The organism is Streptococcus sp. HMSC062B01 (genome assembly GCF_001811085.1).
GTDB classification, from domain to species: domain Bacteria; phylum Bacillota; class Bacilli; order Lactobacillales; family Streptococcaceae; genus Streptococcus; species Streptococcus gordonii.
In genome coordinates this window covers 126,247-142,185 of sequence record NZ_KZ672766.1, presented here as the reverse complement: position 1 = coordinate 142,185, position 15,939 = coordinate 126,247, and the positions used below count along the sequence as shown (strand labels likewise).

The 15,939-nt window shown below is 40.5% G+C and carries 19 protein-coding genes; all 19 read left to right on the top strand.

All coding sequences use genetic code 11. The features are described from left to right. The first annotated feature begins 151 nt into the window (after positions 1-151). Positions 152-466, top strand: a complete 315-nt coding sequence (locus HMPREF2780_RS01530; protein WP_105025985.1) for a DUF5592 family protein — start codon at positions 152-154, stop codon at positions 464-466. Continuing rightward, positions 466-1,116, top strand: a complete 651-nt coding sequence (locus HMPREF2780_RS01525; RefSeq protein WP_008809712.1) for a hypothetical protein — start codon at positions 466-468, stop codon at positions 1,114-1,116. The genes HMPREF2780_RS01530 and HMPREF2780_RS01525 overlap by 1 nt, the downstream gene beginning before the upstream one ends. 9 nt (positions 1,117-1,125) lie before the next feature. Beyond that, complete coding sequence (locus tag HMPREF2780_RS01520) at positions 1,126-3,075, top strand: virulence factor (protein ID WP_060971030.1); 1,950 nt, start codon at positions 1,126-1,128, stop codon at positions 3,073-3,075. 17 nt (positions 3,076-3,092) lie between these two features. After that, positions 3,093-3,350, top strand: a complete 258-nt coding sequence (locus HMPREF2780_RS01515) for a hypothetical protein (RefSeq protein ID WP_060971031.1) — start codon at positions 3,093-3,095, stop codon at positions 3,348-3,350. 75 nt (positions 3,351-3,425) lie between these two features. Continuing rightward, positions 3,426-4,727 (top strand): CHAP domain-containing protein, encoded by a 1,302-nt coding sequence (locus tag HMPREF2780_RS01510; RefSeq protein WP_225915787.1) that lies wholly within the window; start codon positions 3,426-3,428, stop codon positions 4,725-4,727. Between the two features lie 12 nt (positions 4,728-4,739). Beyond that, the gene (locus HMPREF2780_RS01505) at positions 4,740-5,330 is read left to right on the top strand and encodes a hypothetical protein (protein WP_060971033.1); all 591 of its coding nucleotides are present in this window, start codon (positions 4,740-4,742) and stop codon (positions 5,328-5,330) included. Positions 5,331-5,499: 169 nt separating this feature from the next. Next, on the top strand, positions 5,500-6,294 hold the full coding sequence (locus tag HMPREF2780_RS01500; protein ID WP_060971034.1) for a ParA family protein: 795 nt from the start codon (positions 5,500-5,502) through the stop codon (positions 6,292-6,294). A gap of 39 nt (positions 6,295-6,333) precedes the next feature. Then, positions 6,334-6,606 (top strand): hypothetical protein, encoded by a 273-nt coding sequence (locus HMPREF2780_RS01495; protein WP_225915774.1) that lies wholly within the window; start codon positions 6,334-6,336, stop codon positions 6,604-6,606. A gap of 12 nt (positions 6,607-6,618) precedes the next feature. Continuing rightward, on the top strand, positions 6,619-6,927 hold the full coding sequence (locus tag HMPREF2780_RS01490) for a hypothetical protein (protein WP_060971035.1): 309 nt from the start codon (positions 6,619-6,621) through the stop codon (positions 6,925-6,927). Between the two features lie 114 nt (positions 6,928-7,041). Next, a complete protein-coding gene (locus HMPREF2780_RS01485) occupies positions 7,042-8,370 on the top strand; it encodes an ISLre2 family transposase (protein WP_060971036.1) in 1,329 nt (442 codons plus the stop codon). Positions 8,371-8,790: 420 nt separating this feature from the next. Beyond that, positions 8,791-9,192: a Spx/MgsR family RNA polymerase-binding regulatory protein gene (locus HMPREF2780_RS01480; protein ID WP_045773959.1), complete on the top strand. Its 402-nt coding sequence runs from the start codon at positions 8,791-8,793 to the stop codon at positions 9,190-9,192. 3 nt (positions 9,193-9,195) lie between these two features. Then, positions 9,196-9,474 carry a UPF0223 family protein gene (locus HMPREF2780_RS01475; protein ID WP_045773960.1) on the top strand — a complete coding sequence of 93 codons (279 nt, stop codon included), beginning with the start codon at positions 9,196-9,198 and terminating at the stop codon, positions 9,472-9,474. Beyond that, positions 9,464-10,237 carry an inositol monophosphatase family protein gene (locus tag HMPREF2780_RS01470; protein ID WP_061595721.1) on the top strand — a complete coding sequence of 258 codons (774 nt, stop codon included), beginning with the start codon at positions 9,464-9,466 and terminating at the stop codon, positions 10,235-10,237. The genes HMPREF2780_RS01475 and HMPREF2780_RS01470 overlap by 11 nt, the downstream gene beginning before the upstream one ends. Next, positions 10,238-11,542, top strand: coding sequence for an RsmF rRNA methyltransferase first C-terminal domain-containing protein (locus HMPREF2780_RS01465; RefSeq protein ID WP_061595722.1), 1,305 nt, complete (start codon positions 10,238-10,240; stop codon positions 11,540-11,542). Between the two features lie 96 nt (positions 11,543-11,638). Continuing rightward, positions 11,639-12,520, top strand: a complete 882-nt coding sequence (locus HMPREF2780_RS01460) for a phosphate ABC transporter substrate-binding protein PstS family protein (protein WP_061595723.1) — start codon at positions 11,639-11,641, stop codon at positions 12,518-12,520. Further along, positions 12,517-13,434 carry a phosphate ABC transporter permease subunit PstC gene (gene pstC, locus HMPREF2780_RS01455; RefSeq protein WP_061595724.1) on the top strand — a complete coding sequence of 306 codons (918 nt, stop codon included), beginning with the start codon at positions 12,517-12,519 and terminating at the stop codon, positions 13,432-13,434. Before HMPREF2780_RS01460 ends, pstC begins: the two co-directional genes overlap by 4 nt. Then, on the top strand, positions 13,424-14,308 hold the full coding sequence (gene pstA, locus HMPREF2780_RS01450) for a phosphate ABC transporter permease PstA (protein ID WP_008808748.1): 885 nt from the start codon (positions 13,424-13,426) through the stop codon (positions 14,306-14,308). The genes pstC and pstA overlap by 11 nt, the downstream gene beginning before the upstream one ends. Positions 14,309-14,318: 10 nt before the next feature. Continuing rightward, positions 14,319-15,122, top strand: coding sequence for a phosphate ABC transporter ATP-binding protein PstB (gene pstB, locus HMPREF2780_RS01445; protein WP_008808747.1), 804 nt, complete (start codon positions 14,319-14,321; stop codon positions 15,120-15,122). Between the two features lie 50 nt (positions 15,123-15,172). Then, complete coding sequence (pstB, locus tag HMPREF2780_RS01440; protein WP_060970509.1) at positions 15,173-15,931, top strand: phosphate ABC transporter ATP-binding protein PstB; 759 nt, start codon at positions 15,173-15,175, stop codon at positions 15,929-15,931. Positions 15,932-15,939: the final 8 nt, after the last annotated feature.

Sequence of the window (15,939 nt, the reverse complement as noted above, 5' to 3'; positions counted from 1 at the left end):
TGAAATGTATAAAAAAATATATAACTTTATGGCTAATAAAAATCTATTCTCTTTCAGCTGGAAAAGAGTTTTTGCGGTGACTTGTCCCGTTAGAGCAAGCTTTTGAATTATCCTTTACACTAGGATTATCAATGATAAAGGAGAAGAAAATATGAACGAAAAGTACGGTGTCCCTAGGGACATCTATGCGAAAGTCAAAATCATCGGACTGTTCATGGCAGATATTATTTTTGTTGGCGGTTCAGCGGTTGTGGCTCTCTCTATTGGCACGAAGATATTTCCGACGAGCCAGTGGCCCCAGCTGTTAGCCTTTATTATCCTAACGCCTCTCATGTGTCTATATTTAGTTTTGCCAACCAACGGCGGAAAGAAGAATTGGCAGAGTATGTATCTTTTCTTCAGACGCCGTCGTAAACACTATACCAGTATCAATTACCAACGATCTAAAGAGGAGGAAAAACACTAATGGCAATAAAACATTACTCACCAGTTTCTCAAGAGAAACGGCCTTTGGGGCGTCAAATCCGCCAAGATAAGAAATTCAAACAGGAATACTTCGATCTTCACTCCTGCGTCGAGCTCCTGGATACCAAAAAGATTATTAATAATCATAAAGCTTACATTGAACTAGTGGACTTTGGCTATTTGCAGTTTTTGGAAATCCCAGGCAAAGACCTAGGCTCCCTGTCTTATGATGAAATCCGCCGTACCTTGGATAATTTTGAAAAGTGGCTGACAGATTTTAATACGGATATTCAGGTGGAAACCACAACACTTCCCACCAATACGGATACGCAGATTATGGATCTTAGGCATCATCTGAGTCAGGTTCGTCAGGAGAAAGCGAGGTTGCTTCCTGAAGAAAGACGTTACTTGCAATTGAAAGACCGTGAAGAATGGTTAATCTCCCAAATCCAAACCGAGGAAAACATCCAACAGGAAATCTACAATACAGAGTTTATACTCTGGCTCTTTGCTCCAACGACATCAGAACTTGATGAGTTAGTGCGTAAGGCTAAGACTTACGGGAATAATGACTTTGTTCCACAGGAAGTGACGAAGACAAAGAAAATCCAGATTATAAAGCAATTTAACAACATGAACGAAAAAGTATAGGAGGTTCTTATGCCAGAATTATCAAAACGCCGCCAACGTCAACTGAAAGCAGATGGCTATGACTTAGCCTTTCTCAGCCAAATCCAACCTCAAGGGAATATTGATTTTGCTAGAAATGACCGCTATTGGACGAGTGGAGACGGCTGCCATACCGTGCTTCATTTCTATGAATATCCGTCAGAAGACTTGGATCGGTTCTGGTTATCTGATCTGATGCTCATTCCTGGAACACAGGCTTTCCTTTCTATCTACCGAGAAAACAGTAAGGTCATTCGTCAAGAGATTACGGACTCCATCGAGGAGAAATCAACCCGTATTACTGGCAATAGTAAGCTTACGGATAACCAGAAAGAGTTAGATGAAATCAAGGACTTGCAGGAACTGAACCGTGAAATTACGAAGAAGAATATTTCTATACTGGGGATGTATGTGAGAATTTTTGTGCCCGCCTCAACGAAAGAAGGGCTCTTCCGCAAAGTTGAGGACATCAAGGATAAGACCTCTAACTTCAAATCAACCATCCTCTCAGGTGAATTAGACTTTGAATACCATGCTCCGTTTATTCCAGCTCAATATCAGATTGACCTTCCTAATCGTCGTCGAGGCATTCCTGTTAAGCCTCATGATCTGGCAGGTGGCTATTTCTTCAATCATACCAAATTGGAAGATCAGCGAGGCGTCTATCTCGGGTGGACGCCGACTCGAGGAGCTGTCAACTTTAACTTTTTAGAACGGGATGAGCGTCGAACCCGTTCCTTCATGATTATCTCTGGTAACCCTAAAATGGGCCAGCGCTCCTTCCTTCTCAAACATACTGATGGCCTGTATGCCAAAGGGAATTTTATTCGTAATTTTGATGCCAATGGCACGTTTCTCGATCAGACCCGTAAACAACACGGACTGATCTTAGATCTCTCAGGTGAGGCCAATCGGATCAATATCTTTCAGGTCTTCCCAACCGTAACGAATGAAGAAGGAACTGAGGTAGACAAGAAGAAATCATATAACTTGCATATTGAGAAGCTCAAGAATATTTTCAAGCTGTTAAACGATGAAGCTACTAGAGATGACTTGACTACTCTTGGCCAAATTTTAAACGAATTCTATATTGAGGAAGGTCTCTGGGCTCGTAATCCTACCCTGACCCCTGAAAAGCTGAAGGCAACTGAACTTGTCACGGATGAGTACCCTATTCTGTCTGACTTTGTGATGTATGTAGAAGACTATCAAGATAAGCTTCAGAGTAAAAAACATACCAATAAGATTGAACTAAGCTCTGTTAATCGTATTTACAATACTTTTAATGAGCTTCTGACAACCAATGCGGATATGTTTGAAGGGACAACCGAATTTCAGGATATTTCAAGAGAGCAGGTTGTGACCTTTGACCTGTCAGGACTCAAAGCCATGCCAAACTTGCTGAATGCGCAGATTTTCTCTGTTTTATCCCTGGTCTCGGCTGATATTGTTAACCACGGGAAACGATGCAAGCAGACCCTGAAGGCTTCACCTGATAAAAATGAGATGGATATGCCTCACTATATTGTTAATATTTCTGAAGCACAAACGCTCATAAATCCTAAGTATGAAAGCAGCGTAAAACTGCTGGCAGATATTATTGACTCGATGGGTGAGAACTTTGCTGGCGTGGTCTTGTCGGTAAATTCCCTTCGAGGCATCCTCTTTGAGTCAGGAAGTGCTACTTTTAAGGATCCGTATGTGACAGCAGTTCAACGTATCTTTGGATTGATGCAGTATCGAGTATTTGCTCAAACGGATGATACCAGTGTGCCGCTTTTGGCCAATGCGCTATCGGGATCTATGAACCAATCAGAATTGGAAACTTTACCACGACTAAGAAAAGGCCAGCTGTTCATGAATATCTCCAGTGTAGGAAATATTGTCTTTAACCAGCAGTTGTTAGCCCCTGAAATAGAACGCTATGGCGGGCTCCAGTAATCAGAAAGGAAGAAAGAATGTCACGCAAAAACGATGGATTAGGATTTTTTGGACGTAAGAAGCAAGCGTTTGATGAATATGTGTTAATCAGAAAAACCAGAATGAAAGCGGAACGAGACTATTTCGCTTCTGAAGGAGATTCTGACCCTGAACGATTAGAGGCTCAGAAAGCCCGTGATCAGGAGTTTATCAATAGTCTCAAGAAGGTTGCGATTGGCTTTATTATCTTTTTGATTTTCTATGTTCTTTTAAAAACAGTCCTGGGTCTCTGGTAGAAAGAGAGGGAGTCTGTGAAGAAACTTTTTGTATGGAAAATCGGGCTCACGCTAGGAGCTTTTATCATCTTGGTGATGATGCTGACAAGTATATTGGCTGGAGTATTTGGTGCCGTGTCTCGCAGTAGCTCAAAAGATTGTAGCTCTAGCTCTGATACCCAGGTTACTTCTTCAGGTGAAATCCCTTCAGGGGATGGCTCGATTGATGATTTTGTTAAGAAGCATGAAGAAGCCTATATCAACTCCTGGAAAGCAGGTGGTTTCCTACCGTCTGCTTCTATCACTCAGACGATGATAGAAAATGGTTTTAACTTCTCCAATCCAAACGGTACCTCCTTTTGGATGGCTCACAATATGGGCGGAGTTAAAACCTCTAGTAAAAGTAATTTCCCAGTCACGCTTGCGACTTATGGGGAAGATAGTGTTGACTTAAGCGGTACCAAGCCAGGTGCCAACGTCGGAGATGGAACTGGCGGAGCTTATACTTGGTTTTCCAGCTATGATGCAGGGATTGTAGGGAAGGCAGAGTTCATGGCTCACCAGACCCTCTACACAGCCGCTATCAATAATACAGATGGAAAGAGTACCTTAACTGCGATTGCGGACGGTGGCTGGGCAACAGATGGCACTTATAAGACTAAACTGCTTGCTATGTATGATACTCTGGGTACGAAGTACAAGTGGCTGGATGACAAAGCTATTGCTGCTCACGGAACTAAACCCTATAAGGGCAGTACAACGACAGCTGCTTCAGAAGCTCCCAACACTTCTTCAGCTGAGGATAGCTCCAGCGATAGCGACACTGATTGCAGCGATGATGACAGTTCAGGTGGAGTATCTGATGGGACAGGAACTGTTCCAGGGGATGCAACAGCCTGGGGCTATAGTCCTGATAATCTTCCAGCTAGTCTGAAACAATACATCATCGATCCAAAAAGTTTGGGGATGGAATATGCTTCTTCTCAAGGCTGGTATGTGACAGGGTATGGGCCTAGCTTAGATGGCCAGTGTGTAAACTTAACTATTAGTTTAGGAAATCATCTTTGGGGCCACTCTGGATCTGTCTCAGGGAACGGGAAAGACCAGGCGTCATCTTGGGCCTCTATATTCGGAAATAGCGTCAAAACGACCCCTAAGAAGGGCGCTATCTTCTCTACTCAAAACGGAGGAGGCGGATATGGGCATACAGGTATCGTCTGCCATGTCTTTGAAGATGGTTCTATCCTGATTGTTGAACAAAACACGCCAATCAGTGGATGGGACTATTTCAAAAAGCCCTACACATGGGATTATCGGATTTGGAGTCCCGCCCAACAAAAGGCGGAGATTACGACCTTTGCTTATCCAGATAATAAGTCACCAAAATTAGTAAAATAGAAGGAAACAAGAATGAAGAAAAGGATTAAAGATAACATGGTATTCATCATTGCAACAGCTCTCTTAATCACTTCAGCTGGTGTTGGTATTTACCAATACCTGACCAAAGAAAAATCAAAAGAGGAGCCTAAAACAGAGCAGACAGAACCTTCAAAGAAGAAGGAAACAGTTTCTCCAGTCGAAGAGGAGACAGTGGATGAAAAGAACCATCGAACAGCTAAATTAAAGCTGGAACATCCCTATAGCCAAGCAGATGAGGTTCAAACGCAAGCAGTTGTTGTGGCTTTTGATGAGGCAGTGGCGGATATCCAAAAGGCTAAAACTCTTGCTGATGTAAAAGGGACGATTGAAAATCACCTCTCCATGACCGATAACGCTATGATACAAACCTTTGCGATGGCAATTTTAGTCAATCAATACACCTATCAAAAGGCAAAACTAGAAGTCAGCACTTCAGAGAGTGACGATGTGGTTCAATTCTTGGTGGTGTTGACTAAAGAGAATGAAGAGAATTGTTATTTTATTGGAAACTTCAATACCACAGTCAATCAAATCCAATTGAAAGCCTACATTGGCGGGAATATCGGAGCGACATTTGGCTAAGCTCTTACGTAAGAACTTAGATAATGAAATGGATAATTAAGTATATAATAAAATACACAATAAGTTATATAACTTATTGTGTATTTTTTGTTGACGATTCCTTTGTGTAGTGGTATAATAGAAGTATAGAAAGGTATATGTTTATAATTATAATGCAAGGAGAAGTTAGATGAAAATTATTACATTTGCAGCTATAAAGGGAGGAGCAGGGAAAACAACTGCGTTATTGATGATGGCTGCTGAGTTAGCAGAACAAGGTTATAAAGTCCTGGCAGCTGATGAAGACCATCAGTGTAATCTTACACATTATTTTAATATTTATCCTACAAAAGGTACTATTGCTAATGTATATATGGGTGGAGAAGTAGACATTATATCTGTAGCACCTAATATTGATTTAATTCCAGGATTTATGAGATTGGACGAAATTGAAAGAAAGTTAGAAACTGATCCTAATAAAAATGTTTATTTTTATGACTGGTTAGATGCTAACTATCAAGCTATGAACCTAGATGAATATGATTATCTCTTAATCGACTGCCGCCCAGATTTTGGTACTGCAACAAAGAATGCAATAGCGGTTAGCCATGCGGTTATTTGTCCGGTGATTCCAAGTGATTTTTCTGAGGAAGGGAAGGAGAATCTTAAATTAAGATTAGAGGCTTATCGTAAAGAAGAGATTGTTCGTCCAAGTCGTGAGTCTCTTATTACAGCTAAACTTTTTTTCCTTCCAAATATGATTAGTAGTAAGATAAAATCAAAAGAGTTGATGGCAGGTCTGGCTGAAGAAGATAATGTTTTAAGTCCAATTCCACAAAAAGAATTATTTAATCAAACTACAAAAGATAATACAATTATTGATATGAAGAACAATCCTAGAATTTACAAAAAGCATCAGGCTTTCTTTGATGTACTTCAAAATAGTTTAGATTCAATTATTGAAACTATGAATCAATTAGCTTAAAGATTTATTTATAGAATATTTAAAGAGGAGAGATTAATAATGGCATTTAATCCAAATAAAGATAAGTTAAAACAATCCCTGAATGAAGCCCTTTCTCAGTCCGTGACACCCCCAAAAAGCAACCGCACCTCTAAAAAGGCTGCGTCTAACTATAACAAGAAAGGCCGCTATCCTTTTTCCTTGCACCATGATGTCCGCTATGACAAGCTGGAGGAGTTGGTGGAGTATCACCAAGCTAAATCAGCTTCAGATTATTTGGAAAATCTGATTATTCGGGAGTGGGAAAGGATGCAGCGAAAACTGAAAAAATAAGGAGATAAGCTCATGATTATCCTGAATATGAAAACCTTAGTCCGATTGTTCTTTATCTTCTTGGGAACGGTGGCCGTCTTTGTCTTTTATAAGACCTACGGCTTAAGCATGCTGTTCTTGCTGATTGTAGGGCTACTGGCTCTGAAGTTTGTACCAGTCTTGGTTCTTCCTATTGCCCTTATTGCTATAATGGTTCATTTTACAGGGGACTTCTCCTTTATAGCAGACTCAATTGTAGCTATTTTCCTAGTCATCCCCTGCTCAATGATTGCTTATCCAGTCTTTGAACGTCTGGTGAACTCTATCCAGAAGAAAAAATAAGAAAATGAGCTTCATTCCAAAGTGAGGCTCTTTTTTATTTAAGGTCTATTAGTTGAAAAAAGAGGTAAAAATTGATTAAAATAGATTTTAATTTAACTTTCAAGGAGAGTGTTAATGACTGTTTTTGATGAAAGAGAATTAAAGGATCAATTATTTGCGCAAAATGCGAAAGATGTTTATGAAAGCATCGTTCAGTACGATGAAGAGATGGTTCCCATCATGAAAGCCAGAGGTTATACCTGTATTCACTCAATGGAGCGGACGGTTGCCTTTACTTTTGGAGAAATAACCTTCAGACGCCGCCGTTGGAAGAAAGGGGGTGAGTGGGTTGTGCCTGTCGATGAGAAGCTAGGCTTGTCTAAGAACACTCGCTTCTCCTGGGAGTTTATGTACCAGGTGGCCTGCCTCTCTACCATGATGCCTTATGATAAGGTCATCCAGGTTATTCAGTTGACTTATCATATCCGTATCACCAAGCCGATTGTTGTGAAGGCTGTCAAACTTTGCGATGAACTTCTGAAGGAGAAAGCAACTTATCGCTTTTATGGAGATGAAGAGGCTCAAGAAAAGCAGCCTGTCGATGTGATTTATATTGAAGGAGATGGGGTGATGGTGAAAGCGAGTGATCAGGAAGATCCTAGTCGAAACTATGATCTCTCTCATTTTGTCATTCACACGGGAAGCAAAAAGGTAGGAAGTAACCGCTTTGAACTTCAAGGGAAAAAAGAGTTTATCTCCTTAGATAATCGATTGACGAGAGATCAAGTGCTAGACTACCTCTATAACCACTTTGACATCAAGGAAGAAACTATCCTGATTACCAATTCGGACGGCGGTCATGGTTATACACCCTATATCTTTAAAGAGATAGCCAAAGCCCTAAAGGTAAAACGTCATGAGCACTTCTGGGACGCTTACCATGTCAACCAGAAGCTGAAGCTTGCTTTTAGGCCTTATGCAGAAGAACTCCTGGATTTAGCTTTCCAGGCGATCAAGCAGCACGACAAAGAAAAGCTGCGGACTGTCCTTGATACGACAGAGGGCTTACTGTCTACAGAAGAGGAGGAAGAAGAGTTTGAACACTTTAAAAATAAACTCCTACAAAATTTTCAATACACCAAACCAGCTAATTTAAGAGGACTTAGTTCTTCAGGAATTGGGGTTATGGAAAGCCAGCACAGAAAAGTCACCTATCGCATGAAAAAGCGTGGTATGTACTGGACGGTACTTGGCGCCCAGACCATGAGCCAAATGATTATTCTGAATTATGAGGATGGCTTGCGTGAGCTTTTCTTTGGTTGTTGGCGAGAGGAATATGAGGAAATGATGGAACTTGATGATATAACTGGAGGGACAATCAAGGTTAAACAAAATAAGGTAAAACGTTGCTATCGCTTGCCTAATTTTCGCTATCCTTCTAAACGTCGTCTTGGGAAAAAGTAAGTTATACAATAAAGTATATAATAAGTTATATAATAGTCGCTTTTTCAAAAAAGTGTTTTTTCTGCTGTTTTTTTACAGAAAATACTTGCATAGTGGGTACTTGTGTGCTATAATACTTATTAAATAAATCGAATAAAAAAAGACGAAAGGTGCGTCAACACCTTCCGCCTTACCGAGTAAGAACTCGTCCTTCTTACTCAGTCTTCATCTAATGATACAGGATAAAGTCCATTCTGTCAAGACTGAGCAAGAAAAATGTTCAGTCTTTTTTTGCACTCCTCGGTCAAAGTTCTCCTTTCATATTACAAGAAATGGGCTTTCTAAAAAATTCTACCACATACTGGATATAAAAAGGTCTAGTCAAGCACTTATATTTTTAGTATAATAGAAGAAGTTATTAAGAAATAAGAAGAGAAGCGCATGATTACATTATTTTTATCACCGAGTTGTACGTCTTGCCGTAAGGCGCGTGCTTGGCTGTTAAACCATGAAGTTCCTTTCGTGGAACATAATATCATGACCAGCCCTCTATCAGCTCAGGAGTTACAACACATCCTATCACTGACAGAAAATGGAACGGACGATATTATCTCAACTCGATCAAAAATTTTCCAAAAGCTAGACTTGGATGTTGAGAGTTTATCTATATCAGAATTAATAAAATTGATTGAGGAAAACCCTTCTTTGTTGCGTCGTCCAATTATTTTGGATGCCAAACGGATGCAGATTGGTTTTAACGAAGATGAAATTCGAGCGTTTTTACCTCGCAGTTATCGTCAACAGGAACTTAGAGAAGCTACTTTACGAGCTGAAATTGAATAAGATATGAATAAGAACTATAGTTACCCACTAGATCTATCGTGGAGCACTGAAGAGCTTGCTTCAGTGCTTTCTTTTTTGAATGATGTTGAAAAGGCCTATGAGTCAAAAGTCTCTGCTCAGCAGTTACTGGGCTCTTATGCTGTCTTTAAGGAAGTTGTTCCCAGCAAGGCTGAAGAGAAAAGAATCGGTCGTGAGTTTGAAGCAGTTAGTGGCTATTCTCTTTATCGTGCAGTTCAAGCAGCTAAAAATACAGAGAAAGGAATGATTTCTCTTGGAAAATAAATTTGCTTTTGCTAAAGATTTGGTATACAAAGCTGGTGCCTATATATTGGAACATATGGAAGAAGGCTTGGAAGTCGAAGAAAAAACTTGTGCAACTGACTTAGTAACCCAGATGGATAAAAATGTTCAGGCTTTATTGGTATCTGAAATCTTGAAGCATTACCCTAATGATGCTATTTTCGCTGAAGAAGGTCAACTCAAGGAAGATATAGAAGTTGGCTCAGTCTGGGTGATTGATCCGATTGATGGAACGGCGAATTTCGTGGCGCAGGGATATGACTTTGCAGTGATGGTTGCATACTATGAGAACGGTATTGGACAATTTGGGATTATCTATGACGTTATGAGAGATGAAATGTATCACGGTGGTGGGCAGTTTGATGTCAAATGTAATGACAAAGTCCTGAAACCTTTTCGCAATCGCCCTTTGAAACGTTTTTTGATCGCTTCAAATGCTGGAATGCTAGAAAGAAATGACTGGGGAGTAGCAGACCTGACAAAGGACTGTCTTGGAGCGCGTGCCTATGGAAGTGCAGCTATTAGCTTCAGCCGTATTCTACAGGGGCGTTTGCTAACCTATATCACCTATCTATATCCTTGGGACTATGCTGCAGCGTCAATTTTAGGGGAAAGGCTGGGCTATCAAGTAATGACTCTTGATGGAGGTAAACCCGATTATAAGACGAGACAAGGGATTATGATGCTTCCTAAAGAAAAAATATCTGAACTACAAGAATATATCTATCGCAGAGGAGAGAATTAAATGCGGTTTCCTACAGGTTTTGAAGAAAAATACCAGCGACTTTTAGGAAAAGAAGCCGCTTCTTTTTTCTCTACTTTTGATCAAGAGCCTATTTCAGCTTTTCGGACCAATCCTTTGAAAGAAGGGCGAGTTACATTTTCTAATCCTATTCCTGGAACCAAGTGGGGGTATTATGGTAAGGTATCAGGAAAATCACCTGAACACGTAACAGGCCTGATTTATTCACAAGAGCCTGCGGCTCAAATGGTTGCTCAAGTTGCTCATCCTCATGAGGGCATGAGGGTTCTAGATCTAGCTGCAGCACCAGGTGGGAAATCCACTCATTTGCTATCCTATCTAAATAATACAGGCCTATTGGTTTCAAATGAAATCAACAATAAACGCTCTAAGATTTTAGTAGAAAATATCGAACGATTTGGTGCGAGAAATGTCCTTGTCACCAATGAATCAGCGGAGCGCTTGGCAAAAGTATTTTCATCATTTTTTGACTTAATTGTTTTAGATGCACCATGTTCTGGGGAGGGAATGTTTCGCAAGCAACCCGACGCCATGGACTATTGGTCACTTGACTATCCGGCTCAATGTGCTACTCTACAAAGAGAAATCTTAGAAGATGCAGTTAAGATGTTGGCTAATGGAGGAGAGCTAGTCTATTCAACTTGTACTTGGGCTCCAGAAGAAAATGAAGAAATCGTGGCTTGGCTACTAGATGAATTCCCTTTGGAATTGGTTGATATTCCAAAGCTTAATGGGATGACTCCTGGAATAGACTATCCAGAAACAGCTCGGATGTATCCACATCATTTCAAAGGCGAAGGGCAATTTGTCGCTAAGTTTCGATTTGTTGGAGAACACAAATTACCAAAGTTGAAGCCTGCTCGATCGAATTTAACCGCCGACCAGAGAAGTCTTTGGCAGATTTTCCAAAAAGAGCATTTGAAAGTAGAGCTAAAAGGTGATTTACAAACTTTTGGTGATCAACTTTATCTATTACCACTTGGTCTTCCTGATTTATCCAAAGTAAAAATAGCTCGTAACGGCCTTCATTTAGGTACCTTTAAGAAGAAGCGCTTTGAGCCAAGCTTTGCTTTAGGATTAGCCTTGCAACCTAGTGAAGTTAGGAATAAACTAGAATTAAGTCAACAAGACTTTGAAGTCTATGTAGGAGGAGAAACTCTTCAAATTAAGGAATCTCTTCCTAATGGTTGGTATCAATTGATTATTCATGGAAATGGATTAGGTTTTGCAAAATTAGCTAATCAAACATTAAAAAACTATTTTCCTAAAGGTCTTCGCTTTAGGTAAAAATCTTTTCAAAAATCTATATATATGATATAGTTGGAAATGAGGAGCAAATGCGAAATTGCAGGCTTTTCTGTCCAAACTAAAAGGAGATATAATTTGAGAACGAGTAAGAAAATAGCTTTAGGGCTGATAACCATTTTTAGTAGTTTTACTTTATCAGCCTGTGCTTCTTGGATTGATCGTGGAGAATCCATGACTGCTGTGGGTTCAACTGCATTACAGCCCTTGGTTGAGGCTGCAGCTGATGAATTTAGCTCCAACAATCTTGGAAAGACAGTAAATGTACAGGGCGGTGGTTCTGGTACTGGCTTGTCCCAGGTTCAATCTGGAGCAGTTGAAATCGGAAATTCAGACGTTTTCGCTGAAGAAAAAGAGGGAATTGATGCTTCGGCTCTTGTTGATCATAAGGTTGCTGTCGCTGGACTAGCAGTAATTGTCAACAAAGAAGTCAACGTTGATAACCTTACAACAGAGCAACTGAAAAAAATCTTTTCAGGTGAATACACTAATTGGAAACAGGTAGGTGGTAAGGACTTAGAAATCTCCATTATCAACAGAGCAGCCAGCTCAGGCTCACGCGCAACCTTTGATAGTGTGATTATGGATGGTACTTCAGCTGTCCAAAGTCAAGAGCAAGATTCAAATGGGATGGTTAAGTCTATTGTTTCCCAAACACCAGGGGCAATTTCTTATCTAGCTTTTGCTTATTTGGATAATTCAGTAAAAACGATTAGTTTGAATGGAAATAAACCGACTACAAAAAATGTAGCTACGAACGCTTGGCCACTATGGTCCTACGAGCATATGTATACACTTGGTAAGCCCAAAGGCCTAGCAAAAGAATTCCTGGATTATATGCTGTCTGATGAAGTCCAAGAAGGCGTTGTTAAGGGAATGGGCTATATTTCCATCAATGATATGAAAGTTAGTAAGGATGCTGACGGAAATGTCACAAAGATAGAAGGAGATAAGAAATGAAACGTGAAGAACTAGCTAAGAAATTGCTATCATCTTCTAAGAATTCTCGTTTGGAGAAGTTTGGTAAGTATCTGACTTTTGCTTGTTTATCTTTGATTGTCATTATCGTTGCCATGATCTTGATCTTCGTTGCTCAAAAAGGTCTTTCTACTTTCTTTGTCAACGGAGTAAATGTCTTTGAGTTCCTCTTTGGCTCAACATGGAATCCTTCCGGCAAGGAATTTGGTGCCTTACCAATGATTTTGGGATCTTTCATCGTGACCATCCTGTCCGCTGTGATTGCAACGCCTTTTGCAATTGGAGCGGCAGTCTTCATGACAGAGGTATCTCCAAAAGGAGCTCGTATCCTGCAACCTGCGATTGAACTGTTAGTTGGTATTCCATCTGTTGTATATGGTTTTATTGGTTTGCAAGTAGTTGTGCCCTTTGTTCGTTCTATTTTTGGTGGAACTGGTTTTGGTATCTTGTCAGGTATCTTCGTTTTATTCGTTATGATTCTGCCGACCGTTACCTTTATGACAACAGACAGCTTACGTGCTGTACCTCGTCACTATCGTGAAGCTAGTTTGGCCATGGGCGCTACTCGCTGGCAGACCATTTGGCGAGTAACCTTGAAAGCAGCACGTCCAGGTATTTTTACAGCTGTAGTCTTTGGGATGGCGCGCGCATTTGGTGAAGCACTTGCCATTCAAATGGTTGTTGGTAACTCTGCTGTAGTCCCAACTTCTTTAACAACACCAGCAGCAACTCTGACATCTGTCTTGACTATGGGAATCGGAAATACCGTAATGGGTACAGTTGATAATAATGTCCTTTGGTCATTGGCTTTGGTTCTCTTGCTTATGAGCTTGGCCTTCAACAGTGTGATTAAATTGATTACGAAAGAAAGGGGTAAGAAAAACTATGCACGCTAAGAAATTAGATAAATTAGCAACGAGCATTCTCTATACCATAGCAGGCATCATTGTGACCATTCTTGCCTCCTTGATTCTTTATATCTTGGTAAGAGGATTGCCACATATCTCATGGTCATTCTTGACCGGCAAATCATCTTCTTATCAAGCTGGTGGTGGTATTGGGATTCAGTTATACAATTCCTTCTTTCTTTTGGTGATTACTCTGATTATCTCTGTTCCTCTTTCTATGGGGGCTGGTGTCTATCTTTCTGAGTACGCTAAAAAAGGTCCTGTGACCAATTTTATCAGAACCTGTATTGAGATTCTGTCTTCTTTGCCATCAGTCGTTGTCGGACTTTTTGGTTATTTAATCTTCGTTGTACAGTTTGAATATGGATTTTCAATCATTTCTGGTGCCCTGGCTTTGACCGTTTTCAATTTACCACAGATGACGCGTAACGTTGAAGATAGCTTGCGCCATGTTCACCATACACAGAGGGAAGCAGGACTAGCTTTAGGGATTTCTCGTTGGGAGACAGTGATTCACGTAGTTATTCCAGAAGCTCTCCCAGGGATTGTGACAGGGATTGTCCTGGCTTCAGGACGTATCTTTGGTGAAGCTGCAGCCTTGATCTATACCGCTGGTCAATCCGCTCCAGCTTTGGATTGGTCCAACTGGAACATCTTTAGTATCACTAGTCCAATCTCTATTTTCCGTCAGGCAGAGACTCTTGCGGTTCATATTTGGAAAGTCAATAGTGAGGGGACCATTCCGGATGCAACAGCTGTATCTGCTGGGTCAGCAGCCGTTCTTTTGATTTTCATATTGATTTTCAACTTTGGTGCTCGCAAGCTCGGTAGCTATTTACATAAGAAACTAACCTCTGCATAAAGGAGAAGAAATGACAGAATATAATTGGAATGAAAAACATATCATTACTTTTCCTCAAGAAAAAGTGGCCTTAGAGACCAAGGATTTACACGTTTACTATGGTAAAAAAGAATCCATAAAGGGCATTGATATGCAGTTTGAAAAAAATAAGATTACCGCTTTAATCGGTCCATCAGGTTCCGGGAAATCAACCTATCTACGAAGCCTTAATCGAATGAATGATACCATCGATATCGCAAGCGTAACAGGAGAAATTCTCTATGAGGGGATTGATGTCAACCGTCCTGAAATTAATGTTTATGAAATGCGGAAACACATTGGCATGGTCTTTCAAAGACCCAATCCTTTTGCTAAGTCCATTTATCGGAACATTACCTTTGCTCACGAGCGGGCAGGGGTTAAGGACAAGAAAGTCTTAGACGAAATTGTAGAAACTTCACTCAAGCAGGCTGCCCTTTGGGATCAGGTCAAGGATGACTTACATAAGTCAGCTCTGACTCTCTCAGGTGGACAGCAGCAACGATTATGTATTGCTCGAGCTATCTCTGTCAAGCCTGATATCTTACTGATGGATGAGCCTGCTTCAGCCTTGGATCCTATCGCGACTATGCAGCTGGAAGAAACTATGTTTGAACTCAAAAATAACTATACCATCATCATTGTGACCCACAATATGCAGCAGGCGGCACGTGCAAGTGACTATACTGGATTTTTCTATTTGGGAGATCTGATTGAATACGACAAGACGACCAATATCTTCCAGAATGCTAAATTGCAATCAACAAATGATTATGTGTCTGGTCATTTCGGATAAGGGAATTCCATGTTGACCATAACAGTGTATAAAAATTAAGGATAGAAAAAATGACAGAACCTATTTTACAAGTCAAGGACTTGTCGGTTTATTACAATAAAAAGAAGGCTCTGAATAGTGTCACTCTAGATTTTTTGCCCAATGAAATTACAGCTTTGATTGGACCATCTGGTTCTGGGAAATCAACCCTCTTAAAAGCTATTAATCGTATGGGTGATCTTAATCCAGAGGTGACGACTACAGGAACGGTTCTTTATAATGAACACAACATTTATGGGCCTAGGACTGATACTGTAGAGCTGCGAAAAGAAATCGGTATGGTCTTTCAGCAACCCAATCCTTTCCCGATGTCTATCTATGAGAATGTGGTCTATGGATTGAGAATTAATGGGGTTAAAGATAAGCATATCTTGGATGAAGCTGTTGAGACTTCTTTAAAAGGCGCTTCTATCTGGGATGAAGTGAAGGACCGTCTCCATGATTCGGCTATCGGTCTCTCTGGTGGGCAGCAGCAACGTGTCTGTGTAGCACGTGTACTTGCTACAAGCCCTAAAATTATTCTTCTGGATGAGCCAACTTCGGCCTTAGACCCTATTTCAGCAGGGAAAATTGAAGAAACCCTCTACGGTTTGAAAGATCAGTATACCATGCTCTTGGTTACAAGATCTATGCAACAGGCTTCACGGATTTCAGATAAAACAGCTTTTTTCCTAGGTGGAGATTTGATAGAGTTTAATTCGACCAAGCAAATGTTCCTAGAACCTGCTCATAAAGAGACAGAAGATTATATTACTGGTAAATTTGGATAAGAAGAAAG